Annotated in this window: 18 protein-coding genes; 5 read left to right on the top strand and 13 right to left on the bottom strand. The window is 65.0% G+C overall.

The annotated features are described in order from the left end of the window. Window positions 1-13 precede the first annotated feature (13 nt). Window positions 14-1,054: a reverse transcriptase family protein gene (locus tag FIU89_RS20175; RefSeq protein ID WP_152494239.1), complete on the top strand. Its 1,041-nt coding sequence runs from the start codon at window positions 14-16 to the stop codon at window positions 1,052-1,054. A 32-nt stretch (window positions 1,055-1,086) separates the two neighbouring features. On the opposite strand, the gene hslU is transcribed toward FIU89_RS20175, so the two are convergent. The 11 genes from hslU to regB form a co-directional block, all read right to left on the bottom strand. Continuing rightward, window positions 1,087-2,397: an ATP-dependent protease ATPase subunit HslU gene (gene hslU / locus FIU89_RS20170; RefSeq protein WP_152494238.1), complete on the bottom strand. Its 1,311-nt coding sequence runs from the start codon at window positions 2,395-2,397 to the stop codon at window positions 1,087-1,089. Between the two features lie 63 nt (window positions 2,398-2,460). Further along, complete coding sequence (locus tag FIU89_RS20165) at window positions 2,461-3,540, bottom strand: hypothetical protein (protein ID WP_152494237.1); 1,080 nt, start codon at window positions 3,538-3,540, stop codon at window positions 2,461-2,463. A 108-nt stretch (window positions 3,541-3,648) separates the two neighbouring features. Next, window positions 3,649-4,200 carry an ATP-dependent protease subunit HslV gene (gene hslV, locus FIU89_RS20160; RefSeq protein WP_152494236.1) on the bottom strand — a complete coding sequence of 184 codons (552 nt, stop codon included), beginning with the start codon at window positions 4,198-4,200 and terminating at the stop codon, window positions 3,649-3,651. Between the two features lie 310 nt (window positions 4,201-4,510). Then, entirely contained in the window at window positions 4,511-4,831 is a 321-nt protein-coding gene (gene trxA / locus FIU89_RS20155) for a thioredoxin (RefSeq protein ID WP_057795333.1), read from the bottom strand. Window positions 4,832-4,890: 59 nt separating this feature from the next. Continuing rightward, entirely contained in the window at window positions 4,891-8,253 is a 3,363-nt protein-coding gene (addA, locus tag FIU89_RS20150) for a double-strand break repair helicase AddA (protein ID WP_152494235.1), read from the bottom strand. Further along, on the bottom strand, window positions 8,247-11,198 hold the full coding sequence (gene addB, locus FIU89_RS20145) for a double-strand break repair protein AddB (protein ID WP_152494234.1): 2,952 nt from the start codon (window positions 11,196-11,198) through the stop codon (window positions 8,247-8,249). The genes addA and addB overlap by 7 nt, the downstream gene beginning before the upstream one ends. Then, on the bottom strand, window positions 11,191-11,883 hold the full coding sequence (locus FIU89_RS20140) for a nucleotidyltransferase family protein (RefSeq protein ID WP_152494233.1): 693 nt from the start codon (window positions 11,881-11,883) through the stop codon (window positions 11,191-11,193). The genes addB and FIU89_RS20140 overlap by 8 nt, the downstream gene beginning before the upstream one ends. Then, window positions 11,859-12,887 carry an aminoglycoside phosphotransferase family protein gene (locus tag FIU89_RS20135; protein WP_152494232.1) on the bottom strand — a complete coding sequence of 343 codons (1,029 nt, stop codon included), beginning with the start codon at window positions 12,885-12,887 and terminating at the stop codon, window positions 11,859-11,861. Before FIU89_RS20135 ends, FIU89_RS20140 begins: the two co-directional genes overlap by 25 nt. Continuing rightward, complete coding sequence (gene tsaE / locus FIU89_RS20130; RefSeq protein WP_152494231.1) at window positions 12,880-13,356, bottom strand: tRNA (adenosine(37)-N6)-threonylcarbamoyltransferase complex ATPase subunit type 1 TsaE; 477 nt, start codon at window positions 13,354-13,356, stop codon at window positions 12,880-12,882. The genes FIU89_RS20135 and tsaE overlap by 8 nt, the downstream gene beginning before the upstream one ends. A 47-nt stretch (window positions 13,357-13,403) precedes the next feature. Beyond that, complete coding sequence (locus tag FIU89_RS20125) at window positions 13,404-14,759, bottom strand: PAS-domain containing protein (protein ID WP_152494230.1); 1,356 nt, start codon at window positions 14,757-14,759, stop codon at window positions 13,404-13,406. Between the two features lie 224 nt (window positions 14,760-14,983). After that, window positions 14,984-16,378 carry a sensor histidine kinase RegB gene (gene regB / locus FIU89_RS20120; protein ID WP_152494229.1) on the bottom strand — a complete coding sequence of 465 codons (1,395 nt, stop codon included), beginning with the start codon at window positions 16,376-16,378 and terminating at the stop codon, window positions 14,984-14,986. Window positions 16,379-16,466: 88 nt separating this feature from the next. Between regB and FIU89_RS20115 the strand changes: the two genes are divergently transcribed. After that, the gene (locus FIU89_RS20115; protein ID WP_152494228.1) at window positions 16,467-17,093 is read left to right on the top strand and encodes an SCO family protein; all 627 of its coding nucleotides are present in this window, start codon (window positions 16,467-16,469) and stop codon (window positions 17,091-17,093) included. A 68-nt stretch (window positions 17,094-17,161) separates the two neighbouring features. Next, a complete protein-coding gene (locus FIU89_RS20110) occupies window positions 17,162-17,713 on the top strand; it encodes an ActR/PrrA/RegA family redox response regulator transcription factor (RefSeq protein WP_152494227.1) in 552 nt (183 codons plus the stop codon). Here FIU89_RS20110 and FIU89_RS20105 read toward each other — a convergent pair. Further along, entirely contained in the window at window positions 17,702-18,193 is a 492-nt protein-coding gene (locus FIU89_RS20105; RefSeq protein WP_152494226.1) for a GNAT family N-acetyltransferase, read from the bottom strand. The two genes, FIU89_RS20110 and FIU89_RS20105, sit on opposite strands and share 12 nt — an antisense overlap. Next, a complete protein-coding gene (locus FIU89_RS20100; RefSeq protein WP_254701750.1) occupies window positions 18,190-18,783 on the bottom strand; it encodes an HD family hydrolase in 594 nt (197 codons plus the stop codon). The genes FIU89_RS20105 and FIU89_RS20100 overlap by 4 nt, the downstream gene beginning before the upstream one ends. Before the next feature lie 266 nt (window positions 18,784-19,049). On the opposite strand from FIU89_RS20100, the gene FIU89_RS20095 reads away from it, so the two are divergent. Both FIU89_RS20095 and ahcY read left to right on the top strand, forming a co-directional pair. Beyond that, entirely contained in the window at window positions 19,050-19,364 is a 315-nt protein-coding gene (locus FIU89_RS20095) for a hypothetical protein (RefSeq protein WP_152494225.1), read from the top strand. A 116-nt stretch (window positions 19,365-19,480) separates the two neighbouring features. Continuing rightward, window positions 19,481-20,869, top strand: coding sequence for an adenosylhomocysteinase (gene ahcY, locus FIU89_RS20090; protein WP_152494224.1), 1,389 nt, complete (start codon window positions 19,481-19,483; stop codon window positions 20,867-20,869). Window positions 20,870-20,941: the final 72 nt, after the last annotated feature.

Below are 20,941 nucleotides of genomic sequence, written 5' to 3'. Positions count from 1 at the left end.
TCCAGCACGTAAAATGTACGAAAGGTATGAGCTAGAGCGCTCGCCATTTGCTCAGAAGCCTACGCAACGCGATATTGCTGCTCTTGTTCGAGAAAATAAAGAAGATCTCAACAAACTTGGAACTGATCGTTTCAAAGAACAATTCTTGGTACGCAGAACGATCGAAACCAGCGGTAAAGAGAGGAGGTTGGTCTATCCTGAGGCGAGACTCCGCGCCGTGCACGAAAGGCTGAAGTATCATCTAAACAAGATCATTCAGCCTAGTTATCTTTTTAGTCCTAGGAAGAACAGATCCCAGCGCGACAACGCCGAAGTACATTTGAGCGCTTTTCAATACCTCACGTTAGACATCAAGCAATTCTATCCATCCACTACGCGAAGAATGATCAGAAACTCTCTTGCCGTTCAATTTGGTATGGCAGGTGACGTTGCCGGTTTGATTGCGCATGTTGCGACAGCAGATGATAGAGCTTGTTTTGGTTCACCGCTTACACCTGTACTGGCGTCTCTCGTTCATCGTCCCATGTTTGATGAGATATCTGATTTGTGCGTATCGTATGGATTGAGCCACTCTATTTGGGTTGATGATCTCACAATCTCAGGGCCGAAAATTCCTGGGGCATTCATTGCCGAAATTCGAAGAATTATCGCATCATACGGCCTGCGTTCCCACAAACTGAAATACTATACAGGAAACAAAGCTGTTTTTGTTACAGGCGTCGGCATCGTCGGTAGTAACTTAGTCGCAAAAAAGAAAGTCGAACTGCGCTCGAAAGAACTGTGGCGAGCGCTCAAAAACGCAGAAACCTTGGATGAAATTGATACCGCAACGACACGACTTTTGGCTCATCTAGGTGGCATCAAGCAAATCGTGGGAAAGTCCTCCAAACGTGGTCAGAAGCTTTCCAATGAGATGCACTCAATACGCCAGAAACGTGAAAAAGCATTTCGAAAGAATACTGAACGGCTAATAAACGAGGCTTCCGGCCTTCGCCGCCTTTCGCCCGAAGAGCAAGAGGCGAGGCGCGAAGAAATTGATGCACTACCCTTCTGAAAACAGTCGGCGGTTTCACATTTAGCCACCCCTCACAAAACATACCTGCTCAAATCCGTCGACTTCATCAGTTCGCCCAGGTTGGCGTCCACGAAGGCTTCGTCCACGACCACCTTCTCGCCGGCGCGGTCCGGCGCGGTGAAGCTGAGTTCCTCGAACACGCGTTCCATCACGGTGTAGAGCCTGCGCGCGCCGATATTCTCGATGGTCTGGTTGACCTCCGCCGCGATGCGGGCGAGGGCCTTGATGCCGTCCTCGGTGAATTCGACGTTCACCTCCTCGGTCCCCATGAGGGCGGAGTACTGGCGAGTCAGGGCGTTGTCCGTCTCGGTCAGGATGCGCACGAAATCTTCCTCGGTCAGGGCGCGCAGTTCGACCCGGATGGGCAGGCGGCCCTGGAGTTCGGGCAAGAGGTCTGACGGCTTGGCGATGTGGAAGGCGCCGCTTGCGATGAAGAGGATGTGGTCGGTCTTGACCGGGCCATGCTTGGTGGAAACGGTCGTGCCCTCGATCAGGGGCAGGAGGTCGCGCTGTACCCCCTCGCGCGAGACGTCGCCGCCGCGGGCCTCTTGCCTCGCACAAACCTTGTCGATCTCATCGAGGAAGACGATGCCGTTCTGCTCGACCGCTTCGAGGGCGGTGCGGTTGACGGTTTCGTCGTCGAGCAGCTTGTCGGCTTCCTCGGAAATCAGGATGTCGTAGCTTTCGCGGACGGTCATCTTCTTGCGGGTGGTGCGGCCGCCGAAGGCCTTGCCGAAGATGTCGCCGAGATTCATCATGCCCATCTGGCCGCCGCCGGGCTGGCCGGGGATGTCCATCATGCCAAGGGGGTTGGAGGTGTCGGCGACGTCAAGTTCGATCTCGGTGTCGTCGAGCAGGCCATCCTTGAGCTTCTTGCGGAACATCTCGCGCGTCGACTCGCGGGCATCCTCGCCGGCGATGGCGGCGATGACGCGATCCTCGGCCTGTTGGTGGGCGCGGGTTTTGACGTCTTCGCGCATGAAGTCGCGGGTCTGGGCGATGGAGCTGTCGACGAGGTCGCGGATGATCTGTTCGACATCGCGGCCGACATAGCCGACCTCGGTGAACTTGGTCGCCTCGACCTTGATGAAGGGGGCGCGGGCGAGTTTGGCCAGGCGGCGGGAGATTTCGGTTTTGCCCACGCCGGTCGGGCCGATCATCAGGATGTTCTTGGGATAGACTTCCTCGCGCAGGTCGTCGGAGAGCTGCTTGCGGCGCCAGCGGTTGCGCAGGGCGACGGCGGTGGCGCGCTTGGCGTCCTTCTGGCCAATGATGTAGCGGTCGAGTTCCGAGACGATTTCGCGCGGGGTGAGGTCGGTCATGGGGCGTCCTGTGATTGCGTTACGGGGGAACGTAAGCATGGGGGGGCGAAACGCAAGGTGCGGTTATTCGGAGGTTGCGGTGACGTCGTCATAGGGGGGCAGGCGGGATTTGCCGGGGAAGTTCGGCAGGGCGCGCATGAGGGCGACGCGCAGGTGGGTCCAGAAGGTGCCCAAGCCGGTGATGAAGGCGCCGATGACGAGCATCAGGAGGGGCAGCTGCGTGCCGCCGCCATCCATGCTGAAGAGCCAGTAGATCACGGCGGCGAGATAGCCCATGCCGGCGGTCAGAAAGGAACGGCGGTCGATCACGAGGGCAAGGCAGGTGACCAGAAGGAAGCCGATGATGGTGAGGATCGTGCCGAGCGCGCCATCGAAATTGTAGACGGTCATCATCACGGTGTTCACCAGCGCTGGCGCGGCCAGCAGGTGCAGCCAGAAAGCCGAGCGGGCGCGGCGGCCGATACGGTGCGGGTCCTGCATGTCGAACCAGAGGCCGGCGATGAAGGCGAGGATGCCGAAGATCAGCGTGCCGATGGCCAGCGACCCGCCTTGACGGAGGTCGAAGAGGCTCCAGAAGCTGCCGGTGATCAGCGTGTCGACGGGGCTGGTTTCAGTGGTGATCGCGTAGATCGTCATGAAGCCGTAAAGGCCGACGAGAAGCATCGAGAAGGGCACGCGGAAATGGCGGTAATGCAGCAGGATCGAGGCCATGCCACCGAGGCCCAGCAGGATGGCCGCGAGCGCGCCGGAGGTGAGGCCGATCATGTCGAGGATATAGCCGATCAGCCCGCCCGCGCCGGTGGCATAGGTGCAGACCAGCACGATGGAGGGCAGGCTCATCCGGCGTTTCAGCGTGAAGTAATGCGCCGCGAACCAGCCGACGGCCATGAGCGCCGCCATGACGAACACCACCCCGCCCGCGGCGAAGGCGAAGGTCACGGCGCCCGAGGTCAGCAGGATCAGGCCGAGCGAGATGAAGATCTCGGCAAAGCCCGAGAACAGCTCGAACGGTTCGTCCTCGTTCGCGCGGCGGGCGATGCGGCCGGCGCGTTCGTGCGAGAGGGCGCTGAGGCGCGCGGCCTGGGCCTCGTCGATGATGCCGGCGGCGGTGGCGGCGCGCAGGTCGTCCTGGGTCAGGGTCATGGGAAGTCCTCTGGTCGTCTTCGCGCCAGCACTAATGGACCGTTTGGACGAAAGAAAGACCGCATTCCGCCCTGCTCTGACTGACGAACGATGCTCGCCAAGCGCTCGCTAGGCGCTGATGGTTTCCACGGTCAGGTTGCCGTTGGTGTAGACGCAGATGTCCGAGGCGATGGCCATGGCATCCCGCGCGATCTGTTCGGCGGACCTGTCGCTGTCGATCATGCCGCGCGCGGCGGCCAGCGCGTAGTTCCCGCCCGAGCCGATGGCGGCGACATCGTGTTCGGGTTCCAGCACGTCGCCCGCGCCGGTGATCACGTAAAGCTGCGAGCCGTCGGTGACGATCAGCATCGCCTCGAGCTTTTGCAGGTACTTGTCGGTGCGCCAGTCCTTGGCCAGTTCGACGGAGGCGCGTTGCAGCTGACCGGGGGTCGCTTCCAGCTTCGACTCCAGCCGTTCCAGCAGGGTGAAGGCGTCGGCGGTGGAGCCGGCGAAACCTGCGACCACATCATATCCGCCGGGGCTGATCCGGCGGACCTTGCGGGCGGTGCCCTTGATGACGGTGTCGCCAAGGCTGACCTGCCCGTCGCCCGCGACGACGACCTGCCCGCCCCTGCGGACGCCGATGATGGTTGTGCCGTGCCAGCCGGGGAAATCGCTCATGGTCGAGGCTCCTTAGATGTTTGGACCTATATGGAAGGGGTGAGGAGGCATGGCAACCCGGGTAGGAAAATGGGGCCGCGCATTGGCGGGCCGCGGTGCGGCGAACCTACCGTTGTTCTGAAGAGCTTTATGGTTGCCACAACCGAGAGTAGTTCAAGCGAAGCACCTAGATCTGCCCAATCGCCGTGCCGGGGGGCGGCCCGGCGATGCGCGGCGGCGCGGCTCGCCGCGCCTTTGTTCCGCGCGTGGTTCTTAAATGAAAAAGGGCCCCCCAGTAGGCGACCCCTTCGCTATTCTACTCGGCTTAGCTTCAGATCGACTCTTCGATCCAGCCTTGCAGCGCGGCCTTGGGCGCGGCGCCGGTCTTGGTCGACACGACCTCGCCGTTCTTGAAGATGAAGAGCGCCGGAATGCCCCGCACGCCCAGTTGCGACGGCGAGTTGGGGTTCTCGTCCACGTTCACCTTGGCGATCTTGACCTTGCCATCCATCTCGGAGGACAGCTCTTCCAGCGCCGGGCCGATCTGCTTGCAGGGGCCGCACCATTCGGCCCAGAAATCCACCACGACGGGAATGTCGGAGTTCTTCACTTCGCTATCGAACGTGTCGTCGGTTACGGCAACGGTGGCCATCTTGCGTCTCTCCTTGAGCTCGGGTTCGACAGAGAACCTATGAACACCCGTAGGGAGCGTCAAGCTATATGGGTGTCGGCCAGCGCCTGTGTCACAAGATCGTGTGGCAGGGGCATGAGCGTGGCGGTGCGGGTCCAGAGCAGCGCGGTCTCGATGGCGCGGTCGGGATAAATCTGTTGCAGGGCATGGGCATAGGCGCCCATCTGCCGCAAGAGGCCAGAGGGCACATCGGCCGGCGTGGCGGGGACGACGGCGTTGGTCTTGAAATCGACGGCAAGGATTTTCTCAGGCGTCACGATCAGGCGGTCGATCGTGCCGTGAATCCGCCAGCCACCCAGCGAGTCGATATGGGCGGAAACCGGGACCTCGGCCAGTGCCTCGGGGGTAAAGAGCATGTGCAGGTTATCTTGCGTCAGCACGGCTTGTGCCTCGGCCAGCAAGAGGGTCAGATCCTGCCCCTGCGCGGCGTCGGGACCGTGGGCCAGGACGGAGGCGGCCCTGTCGGCCCAGTCGTCCGGGGCCAGTTGCGGCAGAACTTCCAGCAGGCGGTGCACCTGGCGGCCGCGGCGCTTGGCGGCGTCTTCGTCCAGCCCCGCCTCGCCCGGCAGCGCCTTGTCGCCGCCAAGGTCGGTGGAGGGGGCAAGGGTTTCGGGCGCGGCCGGCGCGGGCCTGGCGGGGTCGGCGAAAAAGGCGGGAAGCGTGACGGTTTCGGCCTCGGCCTTTTGGGCGGATTCAGGCTCTAGCCCGGCCCAGTTTCCGCCCTGCAGGCGCAGCCCCTGCCCCGCGTCGAAGACATGCTCGACAGCGTTCGACCGCAGCATTCCGCCGCGCACCTTGCTGTACCAGTCGCGACCTTCGCGATCGAGATCGCCCGCGGCGGCCACGATCAGCCATTGCTCGGCCCGGGTCATGGCGACGTAAAGCAGCCGGTCACGCTCGGCCCATTGCGCGTCCCGCTCGGCCGCGTCCAGGGGCTGAAGTGCCGTGGGCAGATCGTCCTTGCGGGGCCGCCACAGAGCGGTGTCGCCCGCCGCGATCAGCCTGGCCTCGACCCGCAGGTCGCGCTTGGCGCTGTCGGGCAGGATGACGATGGGCGACTCGAGCCCCTTGGCGGCGTGGGCGGTCATCACGCGGATCCGGTCGCCCGCGCCGTCCAGCTGGCGCTTGATCTCCAAATCGTCGGTTTCCATCCAGACCAGAAAGCCCGTCAGGCTGTCGACCGCGTTCTGCTCGTAGGCCATGGCCTGGGACAAGAGCGCGTCGATGCCGTCTTCCGCCTCGGACCCCAGCCGCGCCAGCAGCCGCGCGCGCCCGTCGTGGCGCGTGAGAATACGCTCGATCATGTCATAGGGGCGCAGGTAGTCGGAGGCGTCGCGCAGATCGTCGAGAATGGCGAAGGTTTCGGGAAACTCCGCCGCGCGGTCGCGCAGCGCCTGCCAGAGATAGCGTTGCTGGCGGTAATGCGCGAGATCGAAGATCTGTCCCTCGCTCCAGCCGAAAAGCGGCGACCGCAGGGCGGTGGCGAGCGACAGGCTGTCCTCGGGCGTGGCGAGGAAGGACAGGAGGGCGGCGATGTCCCGCACGGCGAGTTCCGCGCCGACGCGCAGGCGGTCGGCCCCGGCGACGTTCAGGCCCTGGGATTTGCAGGCGCGGATGATCTCGTGAAAGAGGTCGGAGCGGCGCTGCACGAGGATGAGGATGTCGCCCTCGGTGATCGCGCGCGCCGATGTACCGTCCTTCGACGGCAGGGGCGTGCCCAGCATCGCCTTTACGTTCCGGGCCGTTTGCGCGGCCAGCCGCGTTGCCGGATCGCCGGGCGTCATGATGTCGACGGGGTCGTACCACTCGGGCGGGTCTTCGGCCTCTTCCTTTTCGACCGGCGGCCACAGATCGACGCGGCCCGGCATGCCGGCGTGGAACGCCTTGTGCGGTTCGCGCTGGGTAAAACCGCTGGCCTCCAGCCCGCTAAAGGTTTCATCCACCAGCGACAGAATGGTCTGCGCCGAGCGGAAGGAAAACTCCATCTCCATGTCCTGCAAGGGCGCGTCGGTGACGTCCAGCTTGGCGCGGAAATCCTCCTTCATGCGGTCGAACCCTTCGGGATCGGCGCCCTGGAAGGAATAGATCGACTGCTTCTTGTCGCCGACGACGAAGATCGTCCGCTCCCGATCGGCGCGGGCGCCGGTGCCGCTGGTGAATTCCTGCGACAGCCGCTCGATCAGGGTCCATTGGACCGGGCTGGTGTCCTGCGCCTCGTCGACGAGGATGTGGTCGATGCCGCCGTCGAGCTTGAACAGCACCCAGTCGGCGACCTTGGGATCGTCCAGCAGGTCGCGGCTGCGCAGGATGAGGTCGTCGAAATCCAGCATCCCGCGCGCTTCCTTGGCGGCGGCATAGGCGGGCAGGAAAACGGCGGCGAAGCGATGCAGGACACGCGTCATGGCCCGGGCGTCGAGGGCGAGGCGGGTCTCGCGCGCTGCCTCGACGCGGGCCATGAAGGCGTTGAGTTTCTCTGTCAGACCGGGGTTGCTTTCGCGCAGGGCCTTGGTCGGGAAAGAGCCTATCTTGGCGGAAAACGGCGATTTTGCACTGCTGCCGGTGAGGAAGACATCCTCGAGGATCGGCAGCGCCTGGAGCGACGGGATGTCGGCCATGGTCAGCTTGACCGCTGCGGTGGCCTCCGTCTTGCTGCCCGCGGTCAGCAAGGGGAGCAGGGTGGCCATCAGGTCGGCCTCGCCACCCGGAAAGACGGACGCGACGAGCGTCTGCGCGGTGTCATCCGGTTTCAGCCCGAACAGGGCGGAAAGCCGTGCATCGTCGACAGGCCGTGACAGGAGGTCCCGCTTGCCGACGATTTCCCGGGTCAGGCTCTCGAAATCCTCGCCGGTATATTGTTCGGCCACATCGTAGAGCAGCTGCGCGTCGGGCCCGTTGGCGATTGTCTCGACCACCTCGGCCCGCAGCAGGGCGGCGGCGCGGTCCTCCATCTCGGTAAATTGCGGGCTGACGCCGGCCTCGAGCGGAAAACGGCGCAAGAGGGCCGAACAGAACGAGTGGATGGTCTGGATCTTGAGCCCGCCGGGCGTCTCGATGGCGACTGCGAACAGGCGGCGCGCCTCGCGCAGGCGCTCGGGCGTGATCGCGCCGTCGATGCCTAGGCCCGTCAACTGCGCTTCCAGCCTGGCGTCGGGCAGCATCGCCCACTCGCCCAGCCGGTCGAACAGGCGGTTCTGCATCTCGGATGCGGCGGCCTTGGTGTAGGTCAGGCACAGGATATTTTGCGGGTCTGTTCCAGCCAAAAGCAGCCGCGCGACCCGGTCAGTCAGCACCTTGGTCTTGCCCGATCCGGCATTGGCCGACAGCCATGTCGAGCGCCCGGGCCGCGCGGCGTCGATCTGGCGCTGGGTGGCGTCGTCTACCATCTGCCCACCTTTTCGGGGTTCGCCGTGTCGGTGATGTCCCACTCGCCGAAGCGGGCAAGCTGGTCATAGTCGCCCTGCATGTCCCGTGTCTTCATCGCGCGGCGCGAAAGGTAGCCCTGGTTCGCATCCATGTAGCGGCTGATGAGGTCCTTCAACTCCGCCCAGACCCGATCGGGCGGGGCGTCTTCGAGGGGCGCCGGCACTTCCTTGGGGTCGCCGGTCAGCCCGATGAATACGGCGCGTTCCACCGGGCCGGGCGCCAGCTCGCCGAACCCGGCGCGTTCGGCCAGGGCGGCCTCCAGCAGAAGCTGCTTTTCGAACGCCTTTTGCGACTTGGCGGAGGGCGGCGCGCCGGTCTTGTAATCGTAGATATGCAGGCGACCGCCCGCGTCCATGTCGATCCGGTCGGCCTTGGCGGTCAGCGTGAAATCCAGCGGGTCGAGCCGCGCCGAGGCCTGTTGCTCGAACGCGGTGGGCCGGGCCAGGTTGCGGCGCTGCGTCTCGGTGTCGACGAACCACGCGGCGATGCGGGCCATGCGCGCAAGCCAGAGCGCACGCGCCTCGCCCCAGGGCACGGTTTCCGCCAGAACAGAGACTGTCTGATCGGTCAAAAAGGCGGGTGTCAGCCTCTCGGGATCATCCATCGTGGCCTTGATGACATGCTCCAGCACGTCATGCAGAACCTCGCCGCGCAGGCGGGCATCGGGCGCGCGCATCAGCGGGTCGAGCGGGCGCAGGCGCAGGATCTTGTCGGCATAGATCGCGTAGGGATCCCGGATCAGCTTTTCGATCCGGGTGACGGACAGCTCCCTGGGGCGCGTCCCGACCGGCGGGATCGGCGCGGGACGGGGGGCCGACGGGGCGGGATCGACGGCTTCGAACGCCTCGGCGCGCGCGATGGCGGTCAGGCCACGGGTCTTCATGCCCTCCAGCGCGGCCTGGCCACCTTCGGCCGGCAGGCCCTTCAGAAGGTTGGTCAGACGATTGAGCCAACGCGAGGGCACCGTCTGCGCGTCGTCGGACCGGATGGCGCGGGTGATCCACACCTCCTTTGTGGCGGTCACGGCCTGCTGGAAATCATGCGCCGCCAGGCCGATGCGCCGCTCGGGCAGAAGGAGCCCGGCCTCGTGCCGCATGGCGCGGTTCAGCCAGGGATCGCGCGGCGGCGTCTCGGGCCAGGTGCCTTCGTTCAGCCCGGCGAGGATCAGAAGATCGGCGCCCTGCACGCGCGCCTCGAGCGTGCCCCAGATCAGCACGCGGGGGTCGGTTTCCAGCTGCTGCCGCACGGTGCCGCGCGACAGCACCGCGTGAAACAGGTTGATATAGTCGATGGCGCGCATCGCCTGCCCGTACTCGGCGTTTTCGGCCAGCTCAGAGACGCATTTCCACGCTTCGCGCCCGGCATCCTCGTCCCAGAGGCGCAGCGGCGCGTCCGGCTCCGGCCCGCGCGAGATGGCCTCGGCGAGGGTCATATGCGCCTCGACACGCGCCCCTAAGGGGAGGCTTTCGGGCATGGCATTATCGAAGAAGTTGGCGCGCAGCCAGACCAGCCAGGTGGCGAGATAGGGGTCGTCGATCTTGTCGGCCCAGGCGTCGAGCGTTTGCAGGGTCGGAACGGGCGGGCCATTGCGGCGCAGGTAAAGCTCCAGCTCTCGCGTGAGGCGCAGATGCGGGCCGCGCTGTCCCGCGCCGTGTGTCAGCGGATGTTTCAGAAGCGTCAGCAGTTGCGCGGCGTCGAGCGGCGCGTTCAGGCATTCGGCCACGTGGCGCAGAAAGCGGCCGGGCGCGGAATGGTGCAGCGGCATGCCCGCGCTGTCGTCGGGCGTAATGCCCCAGCGATCGAGCGCCGAGGCGACGCGGCGCGTGAGCGTCCGGTCGGGTGTGATCAGGGCGGCGGTCTGGCCGTCTTCGACCGCCTCGCGCAGGCGCATCGCGATGCAAAGCGCCTCGATCCGAGCCGAGGGCGCCTCCAGCAGGGTCATGCCGTCGGTGGCCGGGCCGATGTCGGCGGCAAGCGCGGGGCCGTGCGACAGCCACTCGTCCGTCACCGGCGCGGGGCGCAGCGCGAGAGAGACCAGACGGTTGCGTTGGGGCGAGACAGGCTCTGATCCCGGCCAGTGCCGGATGATGGATGGGGGGCTGTCCAGGTCCGCCAGAAGCTGGGCAAAGCGGTATTGCGGATGGTCTTCGCTGCGGTCGGGTGTGTCCTGCAACCGGGTCCAGACGTGCTCTGGCTGATCGGCGTCGAAGCCGGGAAGAACCACAGCGCCCTGCGGCAATGTCGCGACCGTCTTCATCAACAGGCGCGTGGCCCCGCGCGAGCCGGTCGAGCCGGCAAGGATGATGGGGTGGTCGGGCGGTTGTGACTGCCACATCCGGGCATAGGTTTCGATCACCCGCCTTTGGCGCGTTTCCACGTCGGGCGCATCTTCGTCGGTTTCGAAATAGGGACTGATTATGCCCAGGAAGGTCTTGATGCGCTCCCAATGGCCCGACTGGTCGCCGGTGTCGATGCGCGTGATGTGGTCCGGCGTAACCCCCTCGCCATGCATTTCGTCCATCAGCTTGGCCAGGCTGTCGGACAGGTCGTAAAGCGCGGCGCGGGGCGCAAGATCAGGCTCCTGGTCAAGCAGCGCCGCAACGACCTTGGTCAGTTCCAGCCGCCGACGAAGGGGCGGAATGGGGTCGGGGATATGGGCCAGGCCCAGCGTTTCGCCGAAATCGGTGACCAGGCTGATCCGGGGCAGCAGGCGCGCCGGCCCCGCGTCGAACAGCGCGCGGATGCGGCGGCCCATGCGGCGGGTGTTGACGATGAGATGGACGCGGGCCAGCGCCTCGGGCGGTTGGGCGGCATAGGCGTGGCACAGCCCATCGACCAGCGCCCTGGGAAAATCGGCGCCGAGCGGGACGCCGAAGACGCGCGGCGTGTCCTGCGGCTCAAACATCGGTGCCTCGCAGCATGGCTTCGGCGAGGGCTATCCCCTCGGGCGTGCCCACGTCGCACCACCGGCCCGCATAGCTCACGGCGTGCAGCCGGCCTTCGTCGAGCATGCGGTTCCACAGGATGTTGAGCGAAAAGGCGCGATCCGGGATGTCGGCAAGCCCGTCGGTTTTCAGGATCTGAACGCCGGAATAGATGGCCCCGGCACCCCGGGCGGCGCGGCCATCGGGGCCGATGACGAAATCGCCCGCGCCGGCATGGCCGATGGCATTTTCCGGCGGCACGCAGAGCAGGAGCGCGTCCATCTGGCCGGGATCCCACGCCGCTGCAAGCTGTTCCAGCGGGTTGGGGCCGGACCAGACGGCGTCCGTGTTCATGGTGAACACCGGGCCGTCGCCCAGGATCGGCAGGGCCTTGCGCAGGCCGCCGCCGGTTTCCAGGATATCGGGCTGTTCCTCGGATATCGTGATGTCGCGCCCGGCCAGGTGCGCGGCAACCTGGGCAGACAGGTAATGCGTGTTGACCACGACGCGCCGTGGCCCCTGCGCCGTGACGAGGTCGAGCGCGTGGTCGATCAGCAGCTTGCCCGCCACCTCGATCAGCGGCTTGGGCCGGGTCGCTGTCAACCGGCCCATCCGCGTGCCGAACCCGGCGGCAAAGAGCATCACTGCATCTGGGGTGTCGCGCATTTCGATTTCAGCTTTTCCATGAGGGCGGCGTCGGGCGGGGGCAGCGCGCGGTCCAGCAGCGCCTTGAGCGGGGCGAGGGCCGGATGCGCGAGATCGCGTTGCAGCAGGCCCCAGACGCGGGGGATCAGGTCGACGTAATGCGCCTTGCCGTCGCGGATGCAGAGCCGCGCGAAGACGCCGAGAATCCTCAGGTTGCGCTGGGCGCCGAGCGCCGCATAGGCGGTGGCGAAGGCCTGCGGATCCTGTGCGGTCTGGAGGGCGTATCGGTCTCGCATGTGAATTTCGAGGTCCGCCGGTACATCCCGGCGGGCGTCCTGCAACAGCGAGACGAGGTCATAGGCCCGGTGGCCCAGCATCGCGTCCTGGAAATCCAGCAGCCCGACACGGGCAACCCCCTTGCGATCGGGCAGCCACAGAAGATTCTGCGCGTGATAGTCGCGCTGGATGAGGACATCGCAGTCGGCGGCATGTTCGGCCAGAAGGTCCTGCAAACAGGCCTCGAATCCGGGCCGTTCCGTGCTATCGGTCGTGTCCGTCGCGCCGGGCACGTACCAGTCGAACACCAGCGCCGAAAGCGCGGTGGCGGTGGCCGGATCATAGGGGACCAGCCCGTCGGGCGCCGGCTGGGCATGAAGATGCACCAGGACGTCGATTGCGGTGGAATAGAGCCTGTCCTCGAGATCCGGGTTGCGCGGGACGATGCTGGCGAAAAGCGCATCTCCGAGGTCTTCGAGCAGAAGGAACCCCGCTTCGTCGTCGCGGTGAAGGATGCGCGGTGCACTGAGGCCGACGGACGTCAGATAGGTGGCGATTCTCACGAACGGGCGGACATCCTCGCCCTTGTCCGGCGGCGCGTCCATCAGCACGGCGCGCTGGGCGTTGGAGGGCCGGATCAGGCGCAGGTAGCGCCGGTTCGAGGCGTCCCCGGCAAGGTGAGACACCACCGCGTCGCCCCAGCCGGCGTTTTCGACAAAGGCCTCGATCTGCGCGTTGCGATCAGTCATTCGACAGCTCCCCTACCCTGTCACCCCATCGCGGATCGGACCATGCGAAGTCAAGCACGCGCCGGTCGGGATCGGCCTGCGGCATGAAGGTGAGCGACAGGGCATTGGCCGGGGCCAGATCGCCAAGGCGGTCGGGCCATTCCACCAGCGCCACCGAGGTTTCGAAAGCCTCGAGCAGGCCCAGCTCGATCACCTCGTCGGGGTTGGTGAGACGGTAGAGATCGGTGTGCCAGACATCGAAACCGGGGGTCTCGTAGGTCTGGACCAGGGTGAAGGTGGGCGAGGGCACATCCTCGGGGGCGGGCAGCAGCGACTGGATCAGGTTGCGCGCAAAATGTGTCTTTCCGGCCCCGACCGGCCCGGTGAGCAGCAGCACGTCGCCGACACGCAAGACCGCACCGACCCGTCGGGCGAGCGTGGCGGTGGCCTCGGGATCGGCCAGGGTGATTTGCAGCGTTCGCGCGGGCATGGCCCGACACTACACCGCAGCGTGCCACCTGCAACACAAAGGCGGCGTCAGGCTTGTGCTTTCGCGTGTGATCGCGACGTGCCGTGCTGTGCCAGAAGCGTGATGATCGCAGAATTTCCCGGCAGATGGCCGACCCGGCATATCAGCGTGCTGCCGTCCGGTTGCGGCAGCGTCTCTTCCAGCGCGGCGCGGTTCAGAACCGCCTGCTCCACCCGGTCCCAGACCCCGTCGCGCGACAGGGAGTCGCGGCAGACGGTCACCACCTCGCGCAGGGTCATGTCGGCGAAGGAGGCATCGGGATCAATGCCCAGCAGCTGTCGGCAGGGCCGGTTGCACAATGACACGATATTGTCTGGCCCGAAGACGATCTTGGCCTCGTCGCTGGCATCGAGGACGGCCTCGCACAGGGAAATCTGGCTGCGGAAGTGGCGGGCGAGCGAGACGTTGTCGGTGATATCCTCGAACAAGAACGCGATGGCCCCGTCCGGGTGCGGGCGCCCGGTGACGCGGTAGGTCATGCCGTTCGGCAGGTTCCAGTCCTCGAGATAGAGCCCGCCGGCGGCGCTGCTGATCATGGTCTCGATCTGGTTGCGCCAGGAGGCGTAATTCTTCGGTTCCGGCAGAACGCGGTTGTCGCGCAGGCTGTCGAAGAACTGGATCAGCGAGGGCTGCGACGACAGGATCGGCGCGGGCAGTCCGGTCAGGTCCAGGAGCGCGGGATTGAACAGCGCCAGGTTGCGGTGCCGGTCGAACACCGCAAGCCCGGTGGTGAGGTTGGCGAAGATCTTGGTCAGGGTCTGGATGAACTCGCGGCGCAGCGCCTCGGCATTGGCGACCTGCGTGACGTCGGTTGCGAACACGGCCCGAACGTCGCCGGCGCGGATATGGACCACCTCGCAGACCCTGTCTTCGGCCGTGGCCGGGCCGGGCATCCGCAGGCGCGTGGCTGTGTCCCTTGCGGTTGCCGTGTCGATCAAAAGCTGCGCCTGCGCGGGATCGTAGCCGGCGAAGACCGCGTTCTGCCAGAGCATCCGGCCGGCGGGATCAAGGATGCGCACGGCGCAGGGGGCCTTGTCGAACACCGTCTGGTAGCGCGTGATTGTGGCGCCGAGCCGCCGGGTGCGGTGCCGGTCCAGGGGCCCGGCCCGCGCCGGATCCGTCACCTGGACCCGGCCGCCATCGTTGAGGCGCGACAACGACAGCGTTGCCATGTCATCGGCATCGGTCGCGGGCAGATCGCGCAATTCGCCATCGTCGAGATCCTCGAGCGATCGGGGCAGCGGCCCGAAACGGCAGCCCAGCCAACTGCGCAGGCTGGGCCAAGTGCCGATATCGCCGGAGGCAACGCCCGGCATCGTTTCGGCCGGGGTATCCTGGTCGACGAGGATGTCGTCCTGGAACACGAAGGTCGCGCGGTGCCCGGAGCCGGATGTCGTGTTTCGCGAACCGGGGTATAGGACGACCAGGATCGGCCAAGCGCCCACAGCACGAGCAGCGAAACGGCGGCCGAGGCCATGAGCGTGGCGGCGAGAAAGAGAGGCGAAAAGCCATCCATGCAAGGCGTCCTGGTCCAAAGACGCGGCTAGCTTGCCCTTTCAAGGTTAACGGGTCGTTAACGGGCGCGATGTCAGCCCTGGATCAGCTGGTTGTCCCCCAGAGATTGCCGCCCGCGCTGGTCGTCGGTTTCGAGGCTGCTTCGCGGCCAGGAGACCTCGACGAACGCGCCGGTGCGCTCGGCATATGTTTCCTTCTTGCGCAGGTCGTCGCTGCCGTTGGCAAAGGTCAGGTCGGCGCCGGACCGTTCCAGCAGGGTCTTGGCAATGAAAAGGCCCAGACCCATGCCTTCGTATTCGGGACGCTGGGGATCGGGACGCGGTGCGCGGCGGCGGATGAACGGCTCGCCGATCCGGCCCAGGAAGTGCTGCGGATAGCCGCGCCCGTCATCCATGATCCGGACGGTGATGGTCCGGTCGGTCCATTCGCTGTCGATCCAGACCCTGTTCCGGCTGAAATCGACCGCGTTCTGGATAAGGTTGCGCAGCCCGTGGATGACCTCGGGGCGGCGCAGAACGGTGGGTTGCGCGCCCTCGTGGGCGATGTCGGCGACGATCTCGAACCGGATGTCCTTGCCACGGTTGAGATGCGGCTCGGCGGCTTCTTCCAGCAGGGCCGACAGGGGCGCGCGGCGCAGGTGCAGGTCGTCCTTGCCCGCCCGCCCCATGGACCGCAGGATATCGCGGCAGCGGTCGGCCTGTTCGCGGATCAGCAGGGCATCGTCGCGCAGCTCCGGGTGGTCGTCCAGCTCCTCTGCCAGTTCCGCGCTGGTCAGCTTGATCGTCGCCAGGGGCGTGCCCAGCTCGTGCGCCGCGGCGGCCACCACGCCGCCCAGGTCCGTCAGTTTCTGTTCGCGGGCCAGCGCCATCTGCGTGGCCTGCAACGCCTCCGACATGGCGTACATTTCCGAGACAATCCGGCGGGAATAGACCCCGAGGAACACCACCGCGATCAGGATCGCGACCCAGTTTCCGAACAGGAAAAGATCGGGGATGAACAGCCGTTCGCCGGTCTGCGTGGTCAGCGGCATGAAGAACCGCGTCAGCGCCGATGTGATCAGGATCGCCATGCCGCCAAGAAAGATCGTCGATCCTGCGGTCAGCGCCGAGGCCGACACCGTCACCGGGCCCACGATCAGGATCGAGAACGGGTTGTTCAGACCTCCTGTCAGGTACAGCAGCACGCCGAGCTGCAGCATGTCGAACAGGACAACCAGCAGCGTCTGGCGCTGGCTGAGGCGCTTGTTTTCCGGAAAGATGAAATACGCCGTGACATTCGAGATGATCGACAGGCCGACGAAGAAATAGCACATGCCGAAGGCGAGGCTGAGCCCAAGCACGTATTGCGCCACCAGAAGTGCCGACAGCTGGCCGGTCACCGCCCACCAGCGCAGCATGATCAGCGTGCGCAGGGGGATCGACTGTCGGCCCGAGCCGAAATCCTGTGGCGGCGCGTGGGTGTGTGCCATGCGTGATCTTGTCTCTCTTTCCTTCGGCGAAGGGTGACTTTAGATGTGCCACAGGCAAGTGGATATTCCTAGCGTGAGGGCAGGCGTCATGACACGAGTTTACGCAATTCTGGCAGGTGTGGCCGTGATCGTGCTGCTGGGTGTGACCTATTTCGTCACCCAGCGCGGCGGAAACGGGGACGATCAATTCGCGCAATGCCGGGGCGGGGCGGTGGCCGGCGGCGCCGGTGCCATCGGCGGGCCGTTCAGCCTGGTCAGCGAAACCGGCGAGACGGTGACCGAAGAGGACGTGATCGACAAGCCGTCGCTGATCTACTTCGGCTATACCTTCTGCCCCGATGTCTGCCCCATCGACAATGCGCGCAACGTGGCCGCCGTCGATATCCTGGAAGAACGCGGCAAGGACGTGAAGCCGGTCTTCATCACCGTCGACCCCGAGCGCGACACGGCCGAGGTGATGCGCGAGTTCACCGATGCCTTCCACCCCGACCTTCTGGGCCTGACGGGCAGCGAGGAACAGGTGAAGGCGGCGACCACCGCCTATCGCGCCTTCTCGGCCAAGCAGGACAGCGACGATCCCGACTATTACCTCGTGGATCACTCGACCTTCACCTATCTCACCCTGCCCGAGCACGGTTTTGTCGAGTTTTTCCGGCGGGATGACACCGCCGAGCAGATGGCCGACCGTGTCCAGTGCTACTTAGATGCCAGTTGACCCTGCGATAGTTTGACGCATCATGGGGGTGGCGCTACACCTTAAGGCGCGAGCGGGAGGAGACTTGCATGACAGCCGGACAGACCGAGATCGGAGCCGACAGGACGTTGCTTCTTGTCGATGACGACGAACCCTTTCTGCGGCGCCTTGCAAAGGCGATGGAAAAGCGGGGGTTCGAGGTGGAAATGGCCGGCTCGGTGGCGGCAGGACAAGCCATCGCCACGGCGCGGCCGCCGGCCTATGCGGTGTGCGATCTGCGGCTGGAGGACGGCAATGGCCTGGACGTGGTCGAAACCATCCGCGAAAAGCGGCCCGACAGCCGGGTCGTGGTGCTGACGGGCTATGGCGCGATTGCCACCGCCGTTGCGGCGGTGAAGATCGGCGCGACGGATTACCTGTCGAAACCCGCTGACGCGACCGACATCACCAACGCGCTTCTGGCCAAGGATGACGAGATGCCGCCGCCGCCCGACAACCCGATGAGCGCCGACCGCGTGCGGTGGGAGCATATCCAGCGGGTCTATGAGCTGTGCGACCGCAATGTCAGCGAAACCGCGCGGCGGCTGAACATGCACCGCCGGACCTTGCAGCGCATCCTGGCGAAACGCTCACCGCGATAAGTCGTACCGTTTGCAAACGCGGTCGACGGTGGTGCCGTCGGCCAGCACGGTGTCGGGCAGGCGCCTGTACTCCTCGAACCCCTTGCTTTGGTAATAGGTCAGGCCGCTGTCGTTGTCGGCGCGGATCGTGGCGTTGATCCATGCGTACCCGATGCGCCTGGCGCGCCGTTTGGTGGCCTCGAAGAGTTTCGAGCCGATGCCAAGTCCTGTCTGGCCCAGACGGACGAAAGTGGCGATGTCGGCGGCCTCGGGCGGCAGGTCGGGATGCGGGCCGATATGTTGAAACCCGAGCACAAGCGCGGCGTCGTCCTCGGCCAGACTCCACGCGTTTTGGCCGGGATAGAGCCGCATTTCCGCCTGCATCTCTTGCGGCGTGATGGGGTCGGTTCGCGCGGTGGTGCCGCCCTTGGCGATGATCTCGTTCAACAGCTCGGCCATCTGTCGGGCGTCGAGCGGAGTGGCCTGCCGGACATGGATCATTCGGTCAGACGCATCAGCTCGGCGTGGCGGGCGGTATAGTCGGCGCGGGCCTCCATCGGCGGGCGCAGCACGATGCGCAGGCCGTCGATGATGTCTGCCGGGGGCGTGCCGAAGAAACGAGTCGCTTCGGCCTCGGAAAAGCCGGCGATGGTCGTGGCCTCCATCCAGGCGCTGATCTTGTCGGCCTTCTTGATCATCTTCTTGACCGGTGCCGGGATCGCGGCGGGCAGGCCAAAGCGCAGATGCACCGCTGCCGCCAGCCGCTTGTCGAGCTCGTCATAGGCCGGGCCGACCGCGTTCTTCACAGGAGAGATCATGTCGCCGATCACGTATTCCGGCGCGTCGTGCAAGAGCGCGGCCAGCTGCCATTTCGGCTCGGGGCGCGGAATCAGGCGGGAATAGAGCCTCTCCACGAGCAGGGAATGCTCGGCCACCGAATAGGCGAAATCGCCGTCGGTCTGCCCGTTCCACCGCGCCACGAAGGCAAGGCCATGGGCGATATCCTCGATCTCGATATCGACGGGCGTCGGGTCCAGCAGGTCGAGCCGGCGACCGGACAGCATCTTTTGCCAGGCACGGGGAGGTGGCACGGCGGGCTCCGTTACAAGGGCGTTTTTTCATGGTTTAGGCCCGGCCCGACCGAATTGCAAAGCCTCGCTGGCAGGGCCGTTGCCACACAAATGCCACATTTGCGCCGCACGTTGACCGCATCGCGTCACTGCTGCCAACGATGCCGGGCTTTTGAGGCAATAATAACAATCGAGCACCGCCCCGCATCGACGTGACCGCGACAAAAAACGAGGCGTGCCGGGTCTGCTGCGGCCTGCCTTTGATAAACCTGTGAAAGGAGCTTGAGATGATCAGGCAACTGACAGCGGTCTGGGCAGCATCGGGCGCAATCGTCATCGGCGCCCCCGCCATCGCCGCGCAATGCGCGGACCGCGAAACGGTGGTAGAGCGGCTTGCCGCCCATTACGACGAACAGCCCACCGCCGCCGGACTGCAGACCGACGACGACTCGCAGGCGCTGGTCGAGATATGGTCGTCGCAGAACACCGGAACGTTCACCGTGATGATGACAATGCCCGACGGCATGACCTGTATCGTGGCATCGGGCACCGACTGGCACCAGAAAGAGCCCGGCGCGCCGGTCCTCGGATCGGCAAGCTAGCTCGGGTTTTCGTCAATTTGGCGTCAACCCAGGGCGCGATCCGCGCGACTGTGGATTGCCCATGTGCGGGTCGGGTGCTATCTGCCTTGCAACATTGGAATGCAAGGATCGTCGAGATGGCAAAAGACTACGTGGTCAAGGATATCAGCCTTGCCGCTTTCGGGCGCAAGGAACTGGACATCGCGGAAACCGAGATGCCGGGCCTGATGGCCCTGCGCGAGGAATACGGGGCAGACAAACCGCTGAAGGGCGCGCGCATCGTCGGCAGCCTGCACATGACGATCCAGACCGCCGTTCTGATCGAGACGCTGGTGGAACTGGGCGCCGATGTGCGCTGGGCGTCGTGCAACATCTTTTCCACGCAGGACCACGCCGCGGCGGCAATTGCCGAGGGCGGCACGCCGGTCTTCGCGATCAAGGGCCAGACGCTGGCAGAGCACTGGGATTACCTGGACAAGTCATTTATGTTCGAGGACGGCCCCAACATGATCCTCGACGATGGCGGCGATGCCACGCTTTATGTCCTGTTGGGCGCACGCGCCGAGGCGGGCGAGGATGTGATCCCGACGCCGACCTCGGAAGAGGAAGAGGTCATCAAGGCGCAGATCAAGAAGCGGATGGAGGCCAGCCCCGGTTGGTTCACCAAGGTCCGCGACCAGATCAAGGGCGTCAGCGAGGAAACCACCACCGGCGTCAACCGCCTCTATCAACTGGTGCGCGACGGGCAGCTGCCGTTCCCTGCGATCAACGTGAATGACAGCGTCACCAAGTCGAAATTCGACAACAAGTACGGCTGCAAGGAAAGCCTTGTCGACGGCATCCGCCGCGCCACCGACACGATGATGGCCGGCAAGGTCGCCGTGGTCATGGGCTATGGCGACGTGGGCAAAGGCTCGGCCGCCTCGCTGAAAGGTGCCGGCGCGCGGGTGATCGTGACCGAGGTCGACCCCATTTGCGCGTTGCAGGCCGCGATGGACGGCTTCCAGGTGACGACGCTGGAGGATGTGGTTTCCACCGCCGACATCTTCGTCACCACCACCGGCAACAAGGACGTGATCCGCATCGAGCACATGCGCGAGATGAAGGACATGGCGATCGTCGGCAATATCGGCCACTTCGACAACGAGATCCAGGTCGCCAGCCTGAAGAACCACAAGTGGACCAACATCAAGGAACAGGTGGACATGATCGAGATGCCCTCGGGCAACCGCATCATCCTGCTGTCCGAGGGACGCCTGCTGAACCTCGGCAACGCGACCGGCCACCCGTCCTTCGTGATGTCGGCCAGCTTTACCAACCAGGTTCTGGCGCAGATCGAGCTGTGGAAGAACGGCGGCGAGTACGAGAACAAGGTCTACATCCTGCCCAAGCACCTGGATGAAAAGGTCGCCCGCCTGCACCTGGACCGGATCGGCGTGAAGCTGACCCAGCTGGCGAAAGAGCAGGCCGATTATATCGGCGTCTCGCCCGAAGGCCCGTACAAGCCGGAACATTACCGCTACTGAAAACGAACGGGGTTTCGCGGAAACCCCGAATATTCAGGGTCCTACCCGACTTTTTCGGCAAAAAAATGCCGC

The organism is Roseovarius sp. THAF27 (assembly GCF_009363655.1).
Lineage (GTDB): Bacteria > Pseudomonadota > Alphaproteobacteria > Rhodobacterales > Rhodobacteraceae > Roseovarius.
This window is presented reverse-complemented; position numbering and strand designations above follow the sequence as displayed.